Origin of the sequence: Kistimonas asteriae, from assembly GCF_018263925.1 — a bacterium.
Lineage (GTDB): Bacteria > Pseudomonadota > Gammaproteobacteria > Pseudomonadales > Endozoicomonadaceae > Kistimonas > Kistimonas asteriae.
The window spans coordinates 159,497-181,085 of record NZ_JAEVHF010000005.1; the positions used below are offsets into that span (position 1 = coordinate 159,497).

14 protein-coding genes are annotated in these 21,589 nt (G+C 53.6%); 9 read left to right on the forward strand and 5 right to left on the reverse strand.

All coding sequences use genetic code 11. The features are described from left to right. Positions 1-214: 214 nt before the first annotated feature. The 3 genes from KHS78_RS07820 to KHS78_RS07830 all read right to left on the reverse strand — a co-directional run bounded on the left by KHS78_RS07820 (position 215) and on the right by KHS78_RS07830 (position 6,779). Positions 215-2,305 carry a site-2 protease family protein gene (locus KHS78_RS07820; RefSeq protein WP_211826937.1) on the reverse strand — a complete coding sequence of 697 codons (2,091 nt, stop codon included), beginning with the start codon at positions 2,303-2,305 and terminating at the stop codon, positions 215-217. Then, on the reverse strand, positions 2,250-6,011 hold the full coding sequence (locus KHS78_RS07825; protein ID WP_211826939.1) for a cadherin-like domain-containing protein: 3,762 nt from the start codon (positions 6,009-6,011) through the stop codon (positions 2,250-2,252). The genes KHS78_RS07820 and KHS78_RS07825 overlap by 56 nt, the downstream gene beginning before the upstream one ends. A gap of 171 nt (positions 6,012-6,182) precedes the next feature. Continuing rightward, the gene (locus KHS78_RS07830) at positions 6,183-6,779 is read right to left on the reverse strand and encodes a DUF938 domain-containing protein (protein WP_211826948.1); all 597 of its coding nucleotides are present in this window, start codon (positions 6,777-6,779) and stop codon (positions 6,183-6,185) included. A gap of 237 nt (positions 6,780-7,016) precedes the next feature. Between KHS78_RS07830 and KHS78_RS07835 the strand changes: the two genes are divergently transcribed. The 3 genes from KHS78_RS07835 (at position 7,017) to KHS78_RS07845 (ending at position 12,659) form a co-directional block, all read left to right on the forward strand. After that, positions 7,017-8,837 (forward strand): hypothetical protein, encoded by a 1,821-nt coding sequence (locus tag KHS78_RS07835; protein ID WP_211826951.1) that lies wholly within the window; start codon positions 7,017-7,019, stop codon positions 8,835-8,837. A gap of 192 nt (positions 8,838-9,029) precedes the next feature. Then, the gene (locus KHS78_RS07840; RefSeq protein WP_211826953.1) at positions 9,030-10,448 is read left to right on the forward strand and encodes a hypothetical protein; all 1,419 of its coding nucleotides are present in this window, start codon (positions 9,030-9,032) and stop codon (positions 10,446-10,448) included. Between the two features lie 402 nt (positions 10,449-10,850). Beyond that, a complete protein-coding gene (locus tag KHS78_RS07845) occupies positions 10,851-12,659 on the forward strand; it encodes a sensor domain-containing diguanylate cyclase (RefSeq protein WP_211826955.1) in 1,809 nt (602 codons plus the stop codon). Positions 12,660-12,715: 56 nt separating this feature from the next. On the opposite strand, the gene KHS78_RS07850 is transcribed toward KHS78_RS07845, so the two are convergent. Next, a complete protein-coding gene (locus KHS78_RS07850) occupies positions 12,716-13,312 on the reverse strand; it encodes a pyridoxamine 5'-phosphate oxidase family protein (RefSeq protein ID WP_211826957.1) in 597 nt (198 codons plus the stop codon). Positions 13,313-13,401: 89 nt separating this feature from the next. Between KHS78_RS07850 and KHS78_RS07855 the strand changes: the two genes are divergently transcribed. Next, positions 13,402-14,517, forward strand: a complete 1,116-nt coding sequence (locus KHS78_RS07855; RefSeq protein ID WP_211826959.1) for a DSD1 family PLP-dependent enzyme — start codon at positions 13,402-13,404, stop codon at positions 14,515-14,517. 14 nt (positions 14,518-14,531) lie between these two features. Here the strand turns inward: KHS78_RS07855 and KHS78_RS07860 are convergent, their stop codons facing one another. Next, entirely contained in the window at positions 14,532-15,821 is a 1,290-nt protein-coding gene (locus KHS78_RS07860; RefSeq protein WP_211826961.1) for an amidohydrolase, read from the reverse strand. Positions 15,822-16,024: 203 nt separating this feature from the next. Here KHS78_RS07860 and KHS78_RS07865 point away from each other — a divergent pair, with 203 nt between their 5' ends. The 5 genes from KHS78_RS07865 to KHS78_RS07885 all read left to right on the forward strand — a co-directional run bounded on the left by KHS78_RS07865 (position 16,025) and on the right by KHS78_RS07885 (position 21,551). Then, positions 16,025-16,711, forward strand: a complete 687-nt coding sequence (locus KHS78_RS07865; protein ID WP_211826964.1) for an energy transducer TonB — start codon at positions 16,025-16,027, stop codon at positions 16,709-16,711. Positions 16,712-16,802: 91 nt separating this feature from the next. Then, positions 16,803-18,818, forward strand: coding sequence for a TonB-dependent copper receptor (locus KHS78_RS07870; RefSeq protein ID WP_211826966.1), 2,016 nt, complete (start codon positions 16,803-16,805; stop codon positions 18,816-18,818). A 77-nt stretch (positions 18,819-18,895) separates the two neighbouring features. Then, a complete protein-coding gene (locus tag KHS78_RS07875; protein ID WP_211826968.1) occupies positions 18,896-20,179 on the forward strand; it encodes an ATP-binding protein in 1,284 nt (427 codons plus the stop codon). An 8-nt stretch (positions 20,180-20,187) separates the two neighbouring features. Continuing rightward, positions 20,188-20,733, forward strand: a complete 546-nt coding sequence (locus tag KHS78_RS07880; RefSeq protein ID WP_211826970.1) for a response regulator transcription factor — start codon at positions 20,188-20,190, stop codon at positions 20,731-20,733. A gap of 113 nt (positions 20,734-20,846) precedes the next feature. Then, positions 20,847-21,551 (forward strand): pseudouridine synthase, encoded by a 705-nt coding sequence (locus tag KHS78_RS07885; protein ID WP_343216890.1) that lies wholly within the window; start codon positions 20,847-20,849, stop codon positions 21,549-21,551. The last annotated feature ends 38 nt before the right edge of the window (positions 21,552-21,589 follow it).

Sequence of the window (21,589 nt, forward strand, 5' to 3'; positions counted from 1 at the left end):
CCAACGCCAGTGCGTTGTTTACCTGAACACAGATAAACCTCATCAGTTGAAACAGCACGGCATTCACCAGAGTACGCTTCATAAACAATGAGCTATAGAATCGAGTCACGGTGCTTTTTAATCGTTATACGTCGTTTGTTTTATCCCAACATACTGTGGATAACAATCATTGCTAATATTGCGATGTAAAAACGTCCACAATAAAAAATACCCCTTAAAACCCTGACTCTCGATGTAACACCGTTACGGCTTTTCGCCACCACCCTGCCACCAGGCTTTCCGATACACCATTAATCACAACGGCACCGCGTAACACACGTTCTGGCAACACCGAGCCGTCAGGCAAACTAAAGAACACCCGATAAGTCCCCTTTACGGGGATCAGTTCACGGTCGCGGTTTTCACGCACCGCCAGGTCACCACCAAACAGTGACGCAGAATACAGGCTGTCCAGCTCACGGATAGCCCGCGCCTCAACATCGTCGACGGTTATGGGAATCGGTGACCAGTGCCCTTTTTCTGGATAAAAGAATCCCGCCATCCCTGGCCGAATCCGCATCAGTGCTGACTCATCCAGATACCCGATCAGTTGTGGACGCTCTCTATCCAACACAGATAACAGGGGCTCTCCTTCTGTAACCCACTGCCCAGACCTGACCTCCGGTGATACATCTGTCACGATGCCGTCGTACGGCGCGTGTGCAATGAGTCGTTGCTGGCGGGCTTTCAAACTTCGGATATTCTGCAGCTGGGTGCTGAGTTCCGTACGGATAACCAGCGCCTGCTCCCTGAGTTTCGGATCAAAGCCGATCGCGCGGCCCTGCTGAGCCAGCTCTTTCAAACGCAGTCGGGATCCTGAAACCTCTTGTTCAAGTTCCGATGCATAGACTCGAAACAATGCCTCCCCCCTGGATACTGCCTGACCCGTTTCCGGTAATGATGTTGATAACCGGCCCGATACGGGCGCATAGAGTATCGTATATTGTCCCTGCAACCAGGCAGGCATATTGATCGATTCACGCCATGGCACGAGGAGAAGGAACAGCAAGACAATCAATAGTCCTGTTGTACGAACGGTCGTACGATTCCAGCGCATATGCCGTCGCCGGTCATGCCACTCACGGAGTTCATTCCAGATTGGGCGGACAATGAAATACCCGATTTCAACCACAAACAGGAAAATACCCAGTACCTTGAAAAAGAAGTGGTAGACCAGCAACGCAATCCCCAGGAACAGCAGGAAGCGATAGATCCAGACGGCAATCGCGTATCCAATCAGCAAGGCTCTCGGCTGCTCGGGGGGCGCTTCACCAAGACCGAACAGACGCTCTCTCAGCCACCAGCGCGATAACGCAAAAGAACGGGATTCCAGGTTGGGTACCCGCAAGGTGTCCGATATCAGGTAATAGCCGTCAAACCGCATTAACGGATTGAAGTTAACCAACACGCTCAACAGCCAGGTCGTGGTCGCCAGCAGGAAGAAAACACTCCGCCACACGCCTTCCGGTGTGAGGCTCCATGCGAGTAACGCTATAGCCGCGACGCCCAGCTCAACAGCCACACCTGCTGCACCAATGGCCAGCCGATCGTTTCGTCGGGTAACCCGCCACGCATCACTGGTATCCGTATACAACACTGGCCATCCCACCAGCAGTGCAACTCCCATAACCGATACACGACACCCTTTGGCTTTGGCCACCCAGGCATGCCCCAGCTCATGGAGAAGCTTGATGACAAACAGTGTCAGACCATAGGCTGCCAGCCCCTGCACATTGAAAAAATGTTGGAATGTTGTCAGGAACTGATCAAATTGACGCCCCACCATGATCAAGCCGACCACGGCACACACTACCAGGGCCATCCGCACATAGCGGGAACCCAGCCAACGCACCCAGGGCAAGGTCTGGGTCAGAAAACGATCAGGCCTGACCAGTGGTATTCGTACAAACAGGTAGGTTTTCAGGAGCTTTTTGAAGAACTGCGGCTTTTGCGACAATTGACGCTCAAACCACGTGTGCTGGGCACTGTCAGCCTCAACCAGGTGATTGTTGCGCAGAAACGCAAAGATCGTCTCAACATCCGCAACGGAGACAATATATCCCGAACGCGATGCCGCTTTTTGTGCAACAGTTTCGGCATCACTGCCATTCAGGCAAGAGAGGATATCGACCTCAGCCTCGCCCAGCCGGAAAAACCGGTTTGACAATGGATCATGCAACAACCAAACCGGTGAACCATCAACTTCCGGCTCACCGGGTAACAGCTCCAGGTCCTGCCGTAGCGCCGGCACTGGCGGCTTGGGCATGCTCTCCATGGCTAAAGCCCCAGCCACTGCCGTGCCGCAGCAAACGGACGTCTGAAGAGGTAATAGAACAAAGAAACATTCTCTCCACTGATTCGGGCGGTTCCCCGCCATCCCAATACTCCAGCACGCCCTGCTGAGGCAGGCTCCGGATCTTGAACCAGAGGTCATCCGGCAACCCTTCGATATACCCGACAGAATCAGTATTCTGACTCTGCGGCTCCAACGGGAAAGGCAGTGCATGGAGCCTGTCAGCCTCCAACGCCTTTCCATCCATCTCAACGGTCAGTCGGGCGTCGCCCCCATTTTCCCAATACACCAGGTCAATGGGATAGAGCCCGGCCTTTGCTGCCGTGAAAGCTCCCTGGCTTTTGGCATAAGCACGGTTGCCGTCGTACTGGCTGACAGTCTGGCCATCAACGTTCAATCGAAAGCCATCATCCGAGCCAATAGTGAAATGATGCTCACCCGCAGTCAGGTCAATGTAACCGCGAAAATGAAATGCCATGGTCGTTAATGCGGCCTGCTTATTCCCCCCTCTCAGGCTCTGGGCATCGGTTGTACCCAGAAAATCCTGCAGGCTGTGACGTCCCTGATCCGTGTAGTGAAAACTGGACGCCTTGAAAACACTATCCGGCGGTTCTGACATCAGTCGTTCCGCACTGGCGATGCTGTTGAGACTGGCCAGGGTTTCAATCCAGTCTCCCAGAAGACTGCCGCCCGTATCGAAGACTTCTCCGAGTAGCCCGCCCTGGCTGACCGAAACGGATCGTCCATCAACATCGGTTAACTGTTGATAAGTCTCCTTCCCTTGAGGCTCTGCCGCAGCCCTGGGCTTGAACAGGGTATCCGGGTTAATGGACTGGCCATCCAGTTCCACATCCAGTGTCGCCTTGCCGCCATTTTCCCAATAGATCAGCTCGACGGGATAGAGACCCTCCCGGTCAGCATGGAAGTCACCACTCCCCTTGTTATCACGACTATAGGGCCGGTTTCCGTCATACTGGCTGATATCCCGGCCACCAACACGCAGGACAAAGCCGTCATCTGATCCGACAGAGAAGTGATGATCCCCAGCTTTCAGGTCAATGTAACCGGTGAAACGGAATGCCATGGTATGCAGGTGTGCATCCGGGTTACCAAACAGGGTATGACTGTCTTCTACGCCCAGAAAGTCTGACAGGGTATGCCTGCCATGGTCTGTGTAGCTGAAGGTTGTTGCGGTGAAAAAGCTGTCCGGCTCCTGATGGGTCAGGGTATCAATATCTGCCACTTTGCTCAGGGCTGCGCCGGTATCATAGACCTCGGCCAGCAAACCGCCCTGCCTGACGGCGACTGGCTGCCCCCTGACATCCGTAATGACAGGATAATCTTCACTGCCATCCACATCCGTCGCCATGATCTGTTTGTCCGTAATGGCAGCAATGCCGGTCTGGGTACCGGCTTTTTCAATCACCGTCAGCTCTCCGCCCCTGGCGACCGGCCGATCATTGACCGGAATGGCACCCAGTCCAAGGATTCCATAGACCCGGTTTGGACCGCCATCTCCAACGGAGAACTCAAAGCTGCTGACATGGTCCTCACTGCCGTCATGCACAAAACGAACACAGTTGGAATTGATGTTCTGCTGGGTGAAATAACCATAAGACTTGATATCGTTTCGTTCATCGCCACAGTGATGGTCACCTATCAACCGCGTACCCACATCATCCCATTGCACACCATCGTAAACCTGCAGCTGACCATTGGGCGGTAACCGGGTCACGGTAAAGATAACTTCCGAAGGCGGTGTTTCTTCAGTGCCATCCTTGCTAATCATGCTGTAGTCGAGGTTCACGTTGGTGATCAGCGCTTCTCCCCCTTCGATCGTCATGACAGGCTTGGGCGCACCCTCGTTATTATTCACAGGAAACGTCGGTTTCAGCTCCTCCAGCCCGTCCTCGGGTAGCAATCCCTCACAGGGTTTTGTTGAAGGTTCCGGAATATGAATAGTAAAGCGGTTATCAGTGGCTATCGGTTGCCCCTTACCGTAGCGCACACCGCCTTCCTCACCGGGATTCGGCCAGGCCTTGAGCGTGGAATCACGCACGCTGAACATAAAAGTATCGGTGACATTTCCCGACACACTGACGGTTTGAAGATAACGGACCTGCCCTTCGTCGATCTGCTTCTGCGTAAACCGTGCGCCAACCGATACCTCTTTTGGGGTACCGCCGATATTGACGACAACCAGACCGTATACTGGTGAACTTTCGAGGGTATACACCAGTTCAGAGGGGCGATTATCAATATCGTCTGAACGCAGGTGGTCGCGATCAATCCGGGTGGAACTGCAGGGTGTGACAGTTATTGGATTATTCGTCACCAGAACCGGGTCATCATCGACGGGCAGAATATCAAGCACAATGGTTTCACTGGCAGTCAGTTTACCCGCATCACCGGTGCCACCGCCGGCATCCGTGACAGCCAATGTAAACGACAAATCACCATTACTTCCGGTTTCCCCGCCATGATGCTCATACGCGACTTTATCCAGCTGATCTGCGGTAAATACACTGCCGATCGTCAGCTCGGTATCTCCGGCCCCGAAAACACCATCGCCATCATTATCCAGGAACAGTCGGCCTTCACTGACCAGCCCTGCCGACAGCCCTGTAACATTGATCTGCACCTTCTCCGGCGTATCCGCATGACTGATTTCAGGATCCTGCAGGGATAACGCCAGCCTCTTACCCTGGCCTTCAAACAAGGTGTTATCACCGACACTGATCGCTGGCGGCTGGTTTTTCGGCTGCAGATCAATGATGACCTCGCCATTGTCCGACGTCCCGGCACCATCAAAGACCGTGACACGGAACCGATCGGTTTCTCCTGCCTGCACGTCCTGACCATTATGGGTATACACCAGCTTATCGAGCTGATCGTAAGAGAACGTGGTACCCGCCACCATCCGATTCCCCTTGAAAGTCAGCTGCCCTTCCAGCGGTAGGCTGTCAATGCGAACGGTCATCTGCTGCAGGAGCTGGTCACCGGTATCAATATCCGGATCACGCAGACCAAACTGGTCTGCCACAAAGGTAACTGCCCCGCCCTCCTGGGCCGAGAGATGAATGTCATCGGAGATCGTTACCGGATCGTTCACCGGGCGAACCACGATGGCAACCGCCAGGGGATCACAGGAATCACCACTGTCATCGGTCACCTGGAAGGTCAAGGTGATGGTGCCATTGAAATGGCCTGTGGGCAGAATCGTCATCCCCGTCAACGCATGATTCAGCGCAACTGATGTGCCGGCCAACGTAAGCCCGTCGACACTCGGGGTTACAGTCACATCCGTCGAGTCCCCCAAGATCAAGATACGATCCAGACTGCCAGGATCAACCCTGGGGTTGTTATCCGCCATCCGGATGGTCAGGCTCAGCGTCTCCTCCGCTATGGGGTGCGAGACACTGATACCGTCGATTGCGAGGGGGGTTGCTGAATCCTCCTGCATTCTTCGGGACGAGGCCCCTGCATCGGATATGGCAGGCACCGTCGTCTCTGCAACGTTGCGTAGCAGTCTGTCGGCCGCGTCCCGGTAATCCGTATCCGTCGAGATAAAGTCGGTATGTTCAACCGGAGCGGGGGAAGTATCCGCCAACGTGGCCAGACCCGCCGCATCGAGCAACACCCGGGGTTCCAGCGCCTGCAATAGAAATCGCACAGCCATGCCTGATAACACCTGACAACAGTGAACAACGAGGCAATTGAATGCTCAGGGAAGCTGCCGTCATGAACGACAGAATGAAAAGCACCATCGTATAACCCCTCCCAGCATAGAACCGGAAGGCCTGAGTTGCACAATGGCCATGAAGGCTTTCTATCAGGAGACAGTGTCGAGTTATTGCATGCGCTGGAAAACCACGAACTGGTTGTTAGCCGGCATGGCGTGATCGGCCACCAGCGACATACCAGCATCCCCTGCCCAGGCGATCAGCTGTTCAATATCACGGATTCCCTGGTGATCAGCACGCTGCTTCAGCTGCAGGTCAAACGCGGCATTGGAGGCACTGGTGAACTGCCCATCATACTTAAAGGGGCCATAGAGAAACAGGTAGCCTTTGTCTGGTAGTTGCCGACCGGCTCCCTGAAACAACCGTTCAACCGCTTCCGATGGCATGATATGCGTCGTGTTGGCGGTAAAGATATGATCAACAGCCAGACCTTCTGGCCAGGGCTGGCAGACATCCAGCGCTAGGGATTCCAGGAGATTGGCCAGACCGCTCTGCTGACGCCAGGCTTCAACCTTTGACAGATTGGCTGACAACTCGGTTGGTATCCATGTCACATGAGGTAGATAACGGGCAAAATGCACGGCATGCTGGCCAGTGCCACTGCCGATTTCCAGTACTGTCGACGATTCCCTGAGATAGCGCTCCAACCACCTCAGTATGGGTTCACGATTCCGGTGTGTCGCAGGCGCATCAGGTAAGGACATGGTATGCCAATCCTAACTAATAAGATGAAACGGTAACGCCACAAAAACTCGCATCACAGCGTAAAATAACATAAATAGCCACTGATCATTCATCACACGTTGTACAGTATCAATAACACTACTCTTAGCTCTGCCACCTTTTATGACCCCAAAAAGAACAATCCTGCATGACATCTGAGGAAACTAAATACAACTTATTGTTGTCATAAGCTTAAACATACCTGTCAGGAAAATGCTATGTCAGTGGCAACCGACTATTGCACACCTCCCAAAATTGATTCAAACGCAAAAAACTGCGACATACCCGCAGAGTGTTTTTATCATTTCCCAGTAAAAAGCGTAGAAACGGCTTGTGGCAAACTGCTTAAACAAGATTCAATCAGAACACGATGCCGGGCACTGGCTGACCGAGCTATTGCAACAATGAGCAGGATAAAAACAAAAATAACCCATCACTGGAAAAGCGAGTCCATAATACGAAACCTAAAAATCGCTGCCTATATCGCTGCAGCCATTGCGGTTTTCATTCTCATTAACGCTGTAACAGTGGGACTACTGGCGCCACTAGTATTATTAGGTAGTATTGGCGTAATACTGCTTATTGAATTCGGCGTTATACTCTTCCCTCTATCCATTGCACTATCAATTTATGCTGCTTATAAAGTTGCTGAAAATATTAATAGTTTGCCACGACTTATATCTCCAACCTTCAGGGAAGAAAACAACAACACCCATCGAGAGAATGTTCCTGCAATATTGTTAGATGGCATCAAAGAACTGCATCAAAAGCTGCTAGTAGTTGCAGACAAAGACGTTCAAAACCTTTCCCAAGAGGATATATCAACACTTTTCCATATACTTAAAGAAGTGGACGACTTATCGAAATTAGCATCAGGAAACAAAGACTACGAAAAAGCCAAAAAATCTCTCACACAATATTTACAGAAAAATGCCAAAGCTCGACTTAAAGACAAAAAAACACTTTTAGAAAAAATCAAAGATCATGCGTTAATGAAAGATACAAAAAGATTAGAGCACCTTATCGAAACCATCAACAGGAACACTAACAATAAGGAAACCACCCTTAATTATCTGAACGAAATCACTGACATTATAATGGCTTATATGGATGAGGAAAACATACACCCCAGCATTGAAGCATTAGTCACAAAATTACGTCCAATATTACTTGACCAGCTCGATAAAGAAAACAAAGCGCTATTACATGAATTTACAGAACTGACTGAGCTTAAGGTTTTAACTGGAGACGACAATATGATTGCGTTTATCAATGCTGACGGCGATAAAGATGAAATAAACCTCTATGATTTGGTAGATAAACTTCATACTATCGAGAAATTACACCAATTATTACCTGTATTAACTGCCTATAGTAGATCATGTATTACAGCTGTTGAAAACGATCCAGCGACTGATGACACTGTATACATCAGTGCATCCCCAGTGTCGGAGATACCCTTTTCAGTCACTGCTAGCAAACCTGACTCCCCCACCAGGAAAGCAGAGAAAAGGCTACCAGAGTTTGAAACCAAAGAGGACTTATTCAAGATAAATCGCATCTACATATTACTACGAGAAAAACTACTCAAGCTCACCGGTCGTGATAATCAAGCAGCAGGTTGTAACGGCCCTCAAAGAATGTGGGCAATGCGATCTGCGACAAGAAGAATCAAACATTTCTGGGAGGATAGAAAACATCCGGTTAAGCTCAATACCGTTGAGACGAACGAAGACACTTATGAAAGCCCAATAGACAGGATCCCATTTGATGAAGTCGCTCCCACCCTGAAAACCGCTGATAATATTGTACTATTGCTTAAGGATGGCAGAATCTATGCCCGTGACGAGCTGAGAAAATGGGCAGAACAGCAAAACTTCGATGATGGATTGCTTATCAGTCCTTTTACAAGGGAGACTGCTCATGTTTTAGATATGTGCCCCTTGCCAGCCATGATCCCTGCAAAAGCATTCACGCTTGAGACATTTCTACCGCAAGCGCTCCCACTACACTTCATCATGCAACTTCCGTATGACTAACCCGTTACCTCCACCGGAACAACAGATTTGGATACTCACCTCATCACCGCTACACCCATTGTCGGGAATCTCTCATTAGATCAATGAAACAGTTAGGACATTGACACGGGGAACAGTGAACTTTCCTCACATTGTCTCGTCAATAAATAAGAGATCACCCAGTACTGAAACCCCATCAAGGTTCCTGTCGGCATGAATAGCTGCTTCTTGGCACAACCGGGCACGTCATTCAGAAAAGCGTCTCTTTCATACCCTACCACGGCGAAACAGCGATATGGCTATTTGCTGACACCCGTTATCCAGCAGGCGCTTGACCCACATTTTTTAGCACAACCCTCACATCCAAGTACGCTAAAACGTAAATTATGTGATTTCGCCATAGCAACCCACAAAAAGGTCCGGGCTTATTTTTCCGACCCAGCAACGGCAGATCGTATCCGACTGGCTTTCCTCACATTTATCACGTTACTTGCCATTAGCGCCTTGATTTACCTACTATTTCTTGGCATTGGCGCACTCTTACTCAATTCACTGGCCGTGATTATGGCATTTTCAGTCTGCTGCTCGATTCCCGGGCTCTTACTGGCGGCCATTTATGTTCCGATCTATCTTCGTGAGCAATATCCTTGCCGCCCGCGCCAGACCGTACCATCCGCACCTCCCCTGGAGCCAGAACCGCCTTACGCCCTCGCTAATGTTCAGGCTCTACTCCAAAATGCCAAAGCGTGCACTGAAGAAAATTTTGAACCTTATGTTACCTTGATGGTGGAGCTCTATGCCCTTGGCCATTTTAAAACCTTTGAACGGTACCACGTATCAGCCACCTGGCTGCACAGCCAACTCCTGGACAACCCTACCCTCAAGCAATGGCTCTTAAGACGCTGTATCGAACATGATAGAAATCGCATACAGGAAACCTATCAACGCAGCCTTACACTTGATGACATAGGCTATCTTTTACAATTTATTAAAGCTGATAAACACTGCCTCAGTACCGAAGAAAAAAGTACACTCTGCAAGTATATTGGTGGTCAACTATGCAATTATTTAAGCAGTAACATTACCTTGTTACACGATGAAATAGATAAAGATTCTTTTGAAAATATTCTTCGGACCGAAGCCCATAATATCGACACACTGATGGAGGAAGTTTTTCAACTTTCCCAGTTCATACATCTTTGTGACACTGTCACTGATTTATCAAGCAGTGACAATGAAAGCTTCAGCTTACAATCTGGAGTAAGAGAGTACGCTTTTCAGCGCTATCAGAAAATACGTGAGCCTTTTGAAACATACTGCACCCAAAAACGTATCACCTGGTTTAAAGCGCCATTAATCAGGGCGATCAGGCAGCATCCACTTATAGGCATGTACAGACCTTTTGACGATTCAATATGGCCCCGCTTGAATGCGATAGAAACCCCTGCTATAAACTTGGTAGATAACAGCCTTGTCGATTACACCCAACTGCAACATTATTTAAATAGCTGCAACGATGATGAAGTCAGTTGGATCTCTCCGATTACTGGTAACAAGTTTGCACGGGAGGATATTATATGCCTTGATAAAATCCTACCTATTCAACAATACAGAACCACCCAGCAGCTATAGTACCCATATAAAAAATATATTCAGTCACCAAATTATTCCGCCAACCATCACATTCATCTATTTGCAAGATTTTCTAGAAAGTACTGAGACTGAATAGTACATAAACACCTATTACCGCAGACACTTTTAAATTGAATCAGCCAATATAATCACCTGATAATCAAGGAGTTTATTGTACGCATCGCTATAATGTCAGAGAAACAGTGGCATTTAGCAATGCTATTCATTTAACAGCAGAAAACCCATCAAATTGACATCCATGCATCGTTTATTTCCATGTCAACTGAAGCTTAACGGGCTTATTTCCATTATGTTCTAAAACTACAGCACGAGCTCTTCCCCCCAAAGGCCTTTCTCTACGATACTTAATAGATATTGATCTCATCAGTCAGGGACGAAACGATGTTTAAGCGCCTCGCCCTCTTTTCCATGCCACCGGTCGTGATGACCATTGTGCTGCTGGGCAGCCTGACCCTGCTTTCCTTTTATTATGAAAAACTGCTGATTGATTCCAGCAATGACCGTTTGAAGCAGGTGGCGGATGTCGCCGCCATGGTATTCCGCAAAGAGGTTCACCACGACGAAGGCGCCCACGCTCACGAAGAAGAGGCCGCAACGGATGATGCGTTTCTTGATGCCTTGATCGCCGAAGAGGACGGCACGGCATCCATGCCAGCGGTTGAGGAAGATGACGCGCATTACCAGGATACGGTCAACTTTGACGCGCTGATTGACCAGATAGCCACCACGACCGGCAGCCGGATCACCCTGATCGATCAGAATGGTGCGGTCCTAGGGGATTCCAGGCTGGATGAACTGGACCTGTTATCCGTGGATAACCATGCGGAACGCCCCGAGTTTGTTCGCGCCCTGGATATAGGGCTTGGCCGCCATCAACGCTATAGCGAAAGCCAGGGCGAGGATATGCTCTACGTAGCGGTCAAAGCCTATATTACCGACCATTACGGCATTACAAGCCCCTACATCATCCGTGCATCCCTGCCGAGAACCATGATCTCCAACCAGATGTTGCAGATCTGGATGTGGGTCTCGCTGATCAGTTTTGTCGGTATCGCCTGCGTTATCGCCATCACCATTTTCTTCAACCAGATGATGAACAGGCAGTCCGCCCGGGAACAGGCGGGCCTGAAAGCCGAGGTCAAGGAACGAACCCGTGAACTCAGCCTGATGCAGCAGCTCGGCAGCCTGATGTCAGCCTGTACTACCATGGACAGCGCCGCAAAAGTTGTACACCCGGTGGCCGCAAAACTCCTGCCCGGTTGCAATGCAGGGGCCATTTCCCTGATTAAATCGTCCCGCAACCGACTGGATATGCTGACCACGTGGGGGGAAGAGTGGCAGGGTTCTGACCGGTTCGAACCCAGCGAATGCTGGGCCTTGCTGAAAGGCCATGCCCACTGCAGCGACGATGACGGTCTGGAGATCCGCTGTAACCACAGCCACGATGGCCATGACGTACAGATCTGTATTCCCCTTGTCGCCCAGGGGGAAACCCTGGGTATCCTGCACCTGAGCTACCCCGATAAAGAGCACCTGGAAGCCAGCCACGCCATGGCGGAATCCATGGCCGAGCAGATCGGCCTGGCACTGGCCAACATGCGTCTGCGTGAAGACCTGCGCCAGCAGGCCATCCGCGACCCGATGACCGGCCTGTTCAACCGCCGCCACATGATGGACTTCCTGGAGCAGCAGGTTTATCAGACCGAGAATCAACACAAGCCACTGTCGCTGATGATGATCGACCTCGACCACTTCAAGCGTTTCAATGACACCTTCGGCCATGATGCCGGTGACTATGTCCTCAAGCAGGTCGCCATTGAGCTGCGTCAGGCGGCTGGCAAGAACGACCTGGTCTGCCGCTACGGGGGCGAGGAAATCTGTATTATCTGTCCCGGCCGAGACCTGGACGCTACGCGGGAGTTGGCCCTGGAACTTGTGCATCGCATTGCCGGCCAGGGCATGCAGTTCAATGGTCAGGCACTGGGTAATATCACGCTCTCAGTCGGTGTCACCACCCGGCGTGACAACGAAACCTCTATTGAGAAGATGCTCAAGGAAGCCGACGATGCGCTCTACGAGGCCAAGGACGGGGGCAGAAACCGGGCGGTCGTCAACAGCGACAACCTGCCACCGGTCAGCAACATCACATCCATCGACGATGTGAAACCTTCAGGCCACGATGCCGGGTAACACGGCCAGCCACAGAATTCTGCGCTTCTCGTTACAGCCTGAATCCGTTGATGCGTTTACGGCATCAGCAGGGTTTTCTGCCATACCCCATCCACCCAATCATACTGCTCACGACGATGCAGCCGGTCATCCTCAGAGCCGGTCCAAATCTCGACCATCTCCGGCAATAACTGCAATACCCAGACGCCCTTAGGAAACGGCAGCGCACCATTCGCCCCGTATTGCTGCCGCAGCACTGCGGCGCCCTCAGCGACGACCTGGTGGGACGGAATCACGCTGCTCTGCGGTGCCACCATTTCGTGGAGCACATCAGCAATCTGGCTGTAGACCGGCTTGCCTGCCCAGCCGTGCCGGAACGCCTCATCCTGCCGATAACAGTAACCGCCGCGAATACGGAACTGGATAAAGTCCTGCGGCCAGAAAATATGCAGTTCATACCGGCCGTTTTCCTGCAAATGCTGCGCCTTCGGACTCTCCCGGTTCACGTAAATATCAATGCCCGCTTCTGACACCGCCCTCAACGTCACCATCCGGGTACGGGGAAAGCCCGTTTCATCCACGGTGACCAGGTTGCCTGAACGGGCCAGAGGGTCCCTGGCTCGGATCGCGCGTTGATAATGGTGAACCAGTTGGTCGATCGGGTTGTCTGACATAAGGATTCCACACCGGCTGCCGGTCAATAGTAACTACATTATCTGGAGTGTATCTCCATCCATTCAGGTCGCAGGCAGAAGCACACACCATGAGAGTTGCAGAACCATCGAAATTGTCCATCGATACGCCGGCCCTGGTGCTGGATCGTCAGGCACTCAGGGACAATATCCAAACCATGCAGGCCTATGCCGAGGAGAAAGGGGTCGCTGTCCGCCCCCATATCAAAACGCATAAATGTACCCATATTGCCCGCCTGCAACGCGAATATGGCGCCATCGGTATCAGTGCCGCCAAGGTTAGTGAAGCAGAAGCACTGGTCAAGGCCGGGATGGATGGCATCCTGATCACATCGCCGGTTATCACCGAACACAAGATCGCCCGGCTGATCACGCTACTGCAGCGAACGCCGGATCTCATGGTCGTGGTGGACAGCGTCGCTAACGCCTGCCAGCTGAATGACGCCTGTCGTCAAGCGAACCTCACGCTTTCCTGCCTGGTCGATATTGATCCCGGCGTCCATCGTACCGGCGTCAATTATGACCAAGCCCCGGGGCTTGCGCGCACCATCCACAATCATACCCACCTCAGCTTGGCCGGGCTGCAATGTTATGCCGGCAATCTTCAGCATATTGCGACTTTTGCGGCGCGTCAGGAAGCCTCAACACAGGCGATGACACAGGCTGCCGCCGTTCGCCGGCAATTGCTGGAAGCCGGGCTGCCCTGCCCTATCCTGACCGGCACAGGGACCGGCACCTTTGAGATTGACAGCGCCATCGACGGCGTGACCGAGATTCAGCCGGGTTCGTATACGGTCATGGATCAGGAATACGCAAATATCGAAGGCGGTAATCAACAGCCTTTCAACCGGTTCCACCACGCCATGACTCAGCTGGTGACCGTCATCAGCGCTAACCATGACACCCATGTCACCGTGGATGCAGGCCTGAAAGCACTGTACATCGACCCGACCCACCCACGAATTATCAGCCACCCGGGCTTGAGGTATGACTGGAACGGCTTTGGTGATGAGCACGGCAAAGTCACGGCAGCGCCCGGTGTTCCGCTCCCCGGGATGGGAGAGGTGCTGGAACTGATCGTCCCCCACTGTGATCCGACCATTAACCTGTTTGACCGGTTTTATGTGGTGGAAGGGGATCAGGTAGTGGATATCTGGCCTATTGATCTCCGTGGCTGTTCCCAATAGGCCAGGCGACAATATTAGTTATCAGAAGGATCAGTCGTCAGGGATTCAACCATAGAGGCCATCAAAGCCACTGCGGAACCCAGCACCGCTTCATCAATATCAAAACCACTCTTGTGGTGGCCCTCAGGCAAGTCACTGCCCATGATGAAATACACACCCTGCCCACCCTGCGCCTGGACAGCCCTGACCATCCAGGTGGCATCCTCACTGGCGCCAAAAGGGCGTTGTTCAACGACATCATTGATGCCCGGCAACTGCTCCGCCTGTTGCCGGAGACGCGCGACCAGTTCAGGGCTGTTGTCACAATCCGGCGCTTCGCCCTCAATGGTCAACTCAACGTCCACACCATGCATGACGCCCGCCGCCTGAGAGATGCGCTGGACGGCATCCATCATGTAGGCATCCAGCGCCTGCGTTTCTCCCCGGGTTTCACCACAGAGACGAGCACTGGCAGGTATGACATTCCGCCCGCCATCAGAGACCAGGCTGCCGATGTTGATGCGGGTCATGCCATCACGGTGGGAGGGAATTGCCAGCATCTGGCTGATCGCCGTACAGGCGCAGGCCAGTGCATTGGCGCCCGCATTGGGTTCGATGCCGGCATGGGCCGGGCGTCCGGAGAAGGTCATATCAAACTTGGTGGTCGCCAGGAAGCCAGTTGGATTCACCACCACCGCGCCACTGGGCACATTGATCCCCAGGTGCATGGCCAGGAAATAATCCACACCTGTGAGTACCGGCCCCTTTGCCACTGCCTTGCCCCCACAGCACCCTTCTTCCCCGGGCTGGAAAATCAACCGGATCTCACCGGCCAGCCGCTCCCGGTTCTCCACCACCCAGCGCGCTACCGACACGCCAATGGCGGTATGGCCGTCATGGCCGCAGGCGTGCATCTTTCCGTCAATGTCTGACGCAAATCCGCCACAGCAGGGCGCGTGCGCGGAAGACTGTGATTCGTTGACCGGTAACGCATCAATATCAAAACGGAGCGCAATGACCGGTCCCGGCCGGGCCATGCTCATCGTTGCCGCCAAACCGCTATAGTCGCCCATGCGCGCCAGCCAGGCGGGATCCGCCCCCTGCCCGGCCGCCCGTTGTTTTTCAGCGGCAACATCGATAGTGCGCCCCATGACCGAGGGTAGATCCAGGTAATCCTCGCCAAAATGCAGCTGATACCCCAGGCCATCAAGGATGGCCGCCACCTTTGCGGTTGTGCGGAATTCTGTCCAGCTCAGTTCAGGGAAACGATGCAGGTCGCGACGACAACGGACAGTGGCTTCGATCAGATCCGGGGATACATTCATGCGGCAGGGTTCCATTACAACAACAAATGGCTGAAGCATAGCGGATCGATAGTACCGGTAAGGTCGTATTTCCGTCCAGCATCCCGGAGCTGGAGTAGCGCTTTACCTGCGACAACCTGTCGCACCCTGAAAACGTATTGGCCGTATTACAATTCAACGAAAAACCATCAGGCAAACCGGTGCCACGGCCGGCCGACGGAATCATGAAACGACTGTTATTGCTGTCAATGCTGCTACATCTCGTTGCTGCCTGGCTGCTGGAACCCCCTGTACCTGACATAACAACCGCCAAGGCTGACAAAACTTACCGCATTCAGCTGCTGGCACCGCAGGCAAACACGCCCATGACCGTCACGGACGTCCCTGTCACGCCACCCGCCGCTGACGCGGCCCCACAAAAGCCACTGCCGAACAAAGCAGCCCAAAAACCACCCAAATCATTGGCAAGCCCCCGCCCGGCAATCGTATCAGAGACCCACTCCGTAGCACGCGCTTTGCCTAAAAAAGAACACACCACGAGTGATGAACCGCATCACGTCAAACAGGTTCCACCTGCTATCAGTGAAGCGCCGCAGCGTGGTGTCTCCTCCAGCGGTGAAGAAGACAGACAGCAACACTGGTTAGACGCATTACACGCACGCATCAGTGCGCATCAACGCTACCCTACCCGGGCGCGTCGGCGAGGGCAGGAAGGGAGTATCACCGTGAATCTCAGCATTGACCGAACCGGCTACCTGATGAACGCCGTCATTGTTGACGGTAAACGGGTCTTCCATCAGCCCACACTGAGAGCCATCCAGGCGGCTTTACCGCTGCCACCGCCGAATGGCCCTGAGCACATTACCCTGACGATCAACTATCGGCTCAAATCCGCCGTTTCGGCGCTGTGACCGGTATCCCTGCGACAATCTGTCACACTCTCAAACCCACTTCCCCCCGGTAAGATTTTCCGCATAAAACAAAGAGAAAGACGGAAAGACCATGGGGAAACACACACCACTGGCGCTGGCATTGTCAGCGACCCTGCTACAGGCGCATGCCGATACCCTGTTAACCATTGATGTCGAGGCCGAACCGCTGCCCGGTGAAAGCCAGTTGCCTGTCGACAGCACCATCCTGCAGCCGACCACCGATGCCGGCGCCCTGCTGCGGGAGCTGTCTGGCGCCACCGCCACCCGGCGAGGCGGCAAAGGGTTTGAACCGATCATCCGTGGCCAGCAGCAAAACCAACTGAACGTATTAAACGACGGCGGATATCTGTTCAGCGCCTGCCCCGGCCGCATGGATCCGCCGACCACTTACACAACCCTGGCCGGCTACGATACCGTCACGGTCATCCGTGGCAACCGTACTGTCATTTACGGCGGTGGCGGCAGCGGCGGCACCATACTTCTGGAACGTACTCGTCCCTCATTCTCTGAACCCACCCTCCAGGGAACGCTGACCGGCGGGTATACCGGCAACAGCGATCTTAAGGATTTCTCTGCGGATATCACGGCAGGCAACACCGACGGTTATCTCCGCCTGTTTGGCGAATATGCTTCCATGGACAATTATGACGATGGCAGCGGCAATACTGTCAGTTCAGGCTATGACAGCAAAGGCGGCGGCGCGGTGGCGGGCTACCAACTCACGGAAAGCACCTGGGCTGAAGTCAGCCTCGAATCGGTCCGGGAAGAGGATATATATTATGCCGGCAATGGCATGGACAGCCCGGAAGCCGACAGTGACAGCTGGCGGCTGAAACTGGAGCAGGAACTGGACAGCGGCTTTTTTGAGAGCACAGAACTCCAGCTCTACGGTTCGGATGTTGCCCATCGGATGGATAACTTCACCCTGCGCGACAGGAACCCGTCCGGCATGATGGGCATGTTAACCGATTCCACGTCGGACACTCAGGGGGGGCGCCTGCTGGGCTATGCCAGCTGGGGCTCGTCTGACATTACCGCCGGGATTGACTACCTGGACAATCGCCGTAACGCCGAGCGCTACATGGTCAACAAAAATTCCGGCGCATGGATGGCCAATGCCCTGATGTGGCCAGATGTCCGCCAGCAGCAGACCGGCGTCTTTGTTGAGGCTGATACCGCACTCAATACACAGAACAGCCTGCGCACCGGGCTGCGTATTGACCGGGTCAACGCCGAAGCCCGCGCGGCCCATCAGACATTTGGCAGCAGCACGCCTGCCGACCTGTACCAGACCCATTACGGCACCCGCGATGACAGTGCGGATGAAACCAACCTGGGTGCAGTTGTCAGCTGGACGCACCGTTACGATAAGGACGCGCAACTGGAGCTGGCCTTCAGCCGAAGCGTCCGAACGGCCGACGCGACCGAGCGGTTTATCGCCGCGCCGGGTATGTCCGGCAATCCGGACTGGGTGGGCAACCCGGAACTGAAGCCGGAAAAACACCATCAGGTTGATGTGACCTGGCAACAGACCCAAAAGCTGGGACAATGGTCTACCACTGTCTTTTATAACCGGGTGGACGATTACATTAACCGGTATACCGATACCGGCGCCATTCTGTATGACAATGTTGATGCACGCCTTTACGGCCTGGAAGGACAGCTGAAGTCACCACTGACCGAACAGTGGACACTGACTGCCGATATCGCCTGGACCCGTGGCCGCAACCATTCTGATGATCGTAGCCTCGCCCAGATTGCCCCGCTGTCCGGCCAGCTGGCACTGGACTGGCAAACCGGCGCCTGGCAGGCAGGCGTGCGCTGGCAACTGGCAGCCAGCCAGAACAATATTGATGAAAACAGTGGACTGGATGCCGGGGAAACGGCAGGTTATGGTGTCGTGCATCTTCATGGCAGCTGGCAGGCACATCCGTCACTGCAGCTGTCAGCAGGCGTGGAAAACCTGCTGGATAAAACCTATGCACTGCATGTGAACTCCGCCAGCATGGATCCATTCAACCCGGATGCCATTCGGGTCAACGAACCCGGCCGCCAGGTCTGGGTCAAAGCAAAATGGCAGTTCTGAGCACTGCCAGACGTGTTGACAATGGCAGGCTGTCTCTGTTGCCATGACGGCCTGCCCTGTTCGACAAATAAGGATGTATGAATAAACCGCTGAATGCCGGTGCCAGAAACCTGCAACGCCTCTGCAGTGTGCGCACCATTGTCCTGTTTGCAGAAACCACGGGGTTACTACTGGCCGGATACCTGCTGGCGCTGCCGGTTCCAGTGCTGTCGGTCAGCCTGGTATTGAGCCTTAACGCCCTGGTGATTGTAGGCACGCTGCTACGGATACGATTCCCACAACCAGGCGGTCATCGTGAGCTGTTTACCCAGCTGCTGTTCGACCTGTTTTCACAGGCGACATTGTTCTATCTCACCGGGGGCTATACCAACCCCTTCATTTCTGTGTTCCTGGTGACCGTGATCATGGGAGCGCTGCTGTTGCCATTGCGCTACAGCTGGGGGCTAAGCTGTTTATCCATCGTTGTCTACACACTGCTGATGAAATGGTATCAGCCACTGACAGGGCACACCGCCGGACATGGTGGTCAGCACACCATGAGCACCATGGCCATCATGCACCTGAGTGGTATGTGGCTGACCTACACACTCAGTACCTTGCTGATCAATTTTTTTGTGGTGCGCATGGCGGAAGCCCTGCGGGAAGAACGGGCTGTGGTCGCCCAGGCCCGTGAACGACAGCTGCGGGATGAACACCTGCTGGCCGTCGCCACCACCGCGGCGGGAGCCGCCCATGAACTGGGCACCCCGCTGGCGACTATGGCCGTGGTGTTGGGAGACCTGTCAGAGGAACACCAGGATAACCCCGTCTTATCAGACGACATCAAACTCCTGAAAACCCAGGTGGATGAATGCAAGAAACGTCTAAATCGCCTGGTCACCAGCAGTCAACGCGTTGAGCCCAACACACTTGCCGCCACAGAATTTCTGGCCGATGTACTGGATGAGTGGCAGTTGCTACGCCCCCACCTAAAACCTGTCACGACCCACGTTGATCCCTGCCACCAGAGACAGATCAACCAGTGCCAGATTTCAGTCGATTCCGCCCTGCCAATGGCCCTGATCAACCTGCTGAATAATGCTGCGGATGCCTCGCCGGAACCGATAACGGTCACCCTGAAACTCGCAGAGCAAACGATCATCATCGAAATCACTGACAATGGCCCGGGCTTTGACCTGCCGCCAGGCAAAACAATAACATCACCGTCGATTTCAATGAAAAAAGAAGGGCTTGGGCTCGGGCTGCAACTCAGCCAGGCAACCATTGAGCGCGGCGGGGGCGAGGTGAGACTCTATCGTCGTCCGGAAGGTGGCACCCTGACAGCCGTGGCCCTGCCTGTCACGCCAAAGGACGCCGCATGAGTCAAAGGATGAACACCGAAGCAGACAACGCTCTCATATTACTGGTGGATGATGATGTGACATTCCATCAGGTGCTGGCCCGTTCATTACGTCGAAAAGGATTTGAGGTTATCGTGGCAGATGGGGTCGACAACGCCCATTCACTTCTGACACGTTACCAACCGGATTACGCCGTCGTCGATCTCAAGATGGAGGGCGCCTCCGGCCTCGCATTAATACCGGCATTACAGACGCTGGCGCCCGACTGCAAAACCGTTGTATTAACCGGTTACGCCAGTATTGCCACCGCTGTTGAAGCCATGCGTCTGGGTGCAGTGGACTACCTTTGCAAGCCTGCCGATACCACTCAGATTCTTGCCGCCCTGCAGGGCAAAGCGCCTAACCCCAGCCTGTCGCCTGCCGAGCAACCCATGTCTGTCGACCGCGTGGAATGGGAGCACATCCAGAAGGTCCTGTATGAGCATGAAGGGAACATCTCTGCCACGGCACGCAGCCTGGGCATGCATCGCAGAACCCTGCAACGAAAGCTCGCCAAGCGTCCTGCACAAGCCTAGCCTCATGCCATGATACGGTCATACCCAGACCCGCCAACTCTCTGCCGACACGGATGCTGGTACAGCTGATTTGACTAGCATCATGGCAACCCCAGCCTCCATCGCAAACACACGTGCATATCCTGACTTGCATCCGGCGGGTTATCCCTGACAATACCGGCATGACAGAATGCTACATCGCTCCCCCCTGCCTGGAAGCACTCCGGGAACTGTACCGTGACAATGACATCGTGGTCGTCGACAAACCGGCTGGCCTGCTCAGCGTACCCGGCCGCCACCCCGACAACTACGACAGTGCCCTGACCCGCCTCCAGGCCATTGAACCGGAAACCCGTGTCGTTCACCGGCTCGACATGGCCACATCCGGCATCATGGTCTTTGGCCTGCATGCTGACAGCCACCGGGCGCTGAGTCGCCAGTTCCAAGATCGTCTGGTCAGCAAGGCCTATGTGGCCGACGTCTGGGGTGAACTGGAACAGGAAAGCGGTGAGATTGACCTGCCATTGCGCTGCGACTGGCCAAACCGGCCCCGGCAAATGGTCGATCATGAACAGGGAAAAAGTGCATTCACACGGTATCAGAAGATGGGTAGCCACAATGGCTACGGACGAGTCTGGCTGGAGCCGGTGACTGGCCGTTCCCATCAGCTGCGGGTGCATATGGCAGCTATCGGGCATCCGATTCTTGGTTGCAGTTTCTATGCGCATGAAGCGGCTCGCTCTGCAGCAACGCGTCTGCATCTGCATGCAACCAAACTTTCCTTTGTCCATCCTGTAACCACTAAAACCTTAGCGTTTGACTGCCCTGTGCCATTTTAAGATACATATCATGGTTGCAAGAACACCTGCTTCAAAAG

Excerpts from the sequence above, each read along its gene's own strand:
- KHS78_RS07820 (WP_211826937.1), bottom strand. The coding sequence starts at position 2,305 with ATGCCCAAGCCGCCAGTGCCGGCGCTACGGCAGGACCTGGAGCTGTTA.
- KHS78_RS07825 (WP_211826939.1), bottom strand. The coding sequence starts at position 6,011 with ATGGCTGTGCGATTTCTATTGCAGGCGCTGGAACCCCGGGTGTTGCTC.
- KHS78_RS07830 (WP_211826948.1), bottom strand. The coding sequence starts at position 6,779 with ATGTCCTTACCTGATGCGCCTGCGACACACCGGAATCGTGAACCCATA.
- KHS78_RS07835 (WP_211826951.1), top strand. The coding sequence starts at position 7,017 with ATGTCAGTGGCAACCGACTATTGCACACCTCCCAAAATTGATTCAAAC.
- KHS78_RS07840 (WP_211826953.1), top strand. The coding sequence starts at position 9,030 with ATGAATAGCTGCTTCTTGGCACAACCGGGCACGTCATTCAGAAAAGCG.
- KHS78_RS07845 (WP_211826955.1), top strand. The coding sequence starts at position 10,851 with ATGTTTAAGCGCCTCGCCCTCTTTTCCATGCCACCGGTCGTGATGACC.
- KHS78_RS07850 (WP_211826957.1), bottom strand. The coding sequence starts at position 13,312 with ATGTCAGACAACCCGATCGACCAACTGGTTCACCATTATCAACGCGCG.
- KHS78_RS07855 (WP_211826959.1), top strand. The coding sequence starts at position 13,402 with ATGAGAGTTGCAGAACCATCGAAATTGTCCATCGATACGCCGGCCCTG.
- KHS78_RS07860 (WP_211826961.1), bottom strand. The coding sequence starts at position 15,821 with ATGAATGTATCCCCGGATCTGATCGAAGCCACTGTCCGTTGTCGTCGC.
- KHS78_RS07865 (WP_211826964.1), top strand. The coding sequence starts at position 16,025 with ATGAAACGACTGTTATTGCTGTCAATGCTGCTACATCTCGTTGCTGCC.
- KHS78_RS07870 (WP_211826966.1), top strand. The coding sequence starts at position 16,803 with ATGGGGAAACACACACCACTGGCGCTGGCATTGTCAGCGACCCTGCTA.
- KHS78_RS07875 (WP_211826968.1), top strand. The coding sequence starts at position 18,896 with ATGAATAAACCGCTGAATGCCGGTGCCAGAAACCTGCAACGCCTCTGC.
- KHS78_RS07880 (WP_211826970.1), top strand. The coding sequence starts at position 20,188 with ATGAACACCGAAGCAGACAACGCTCTCATATTACTGGTGGATGATGAT.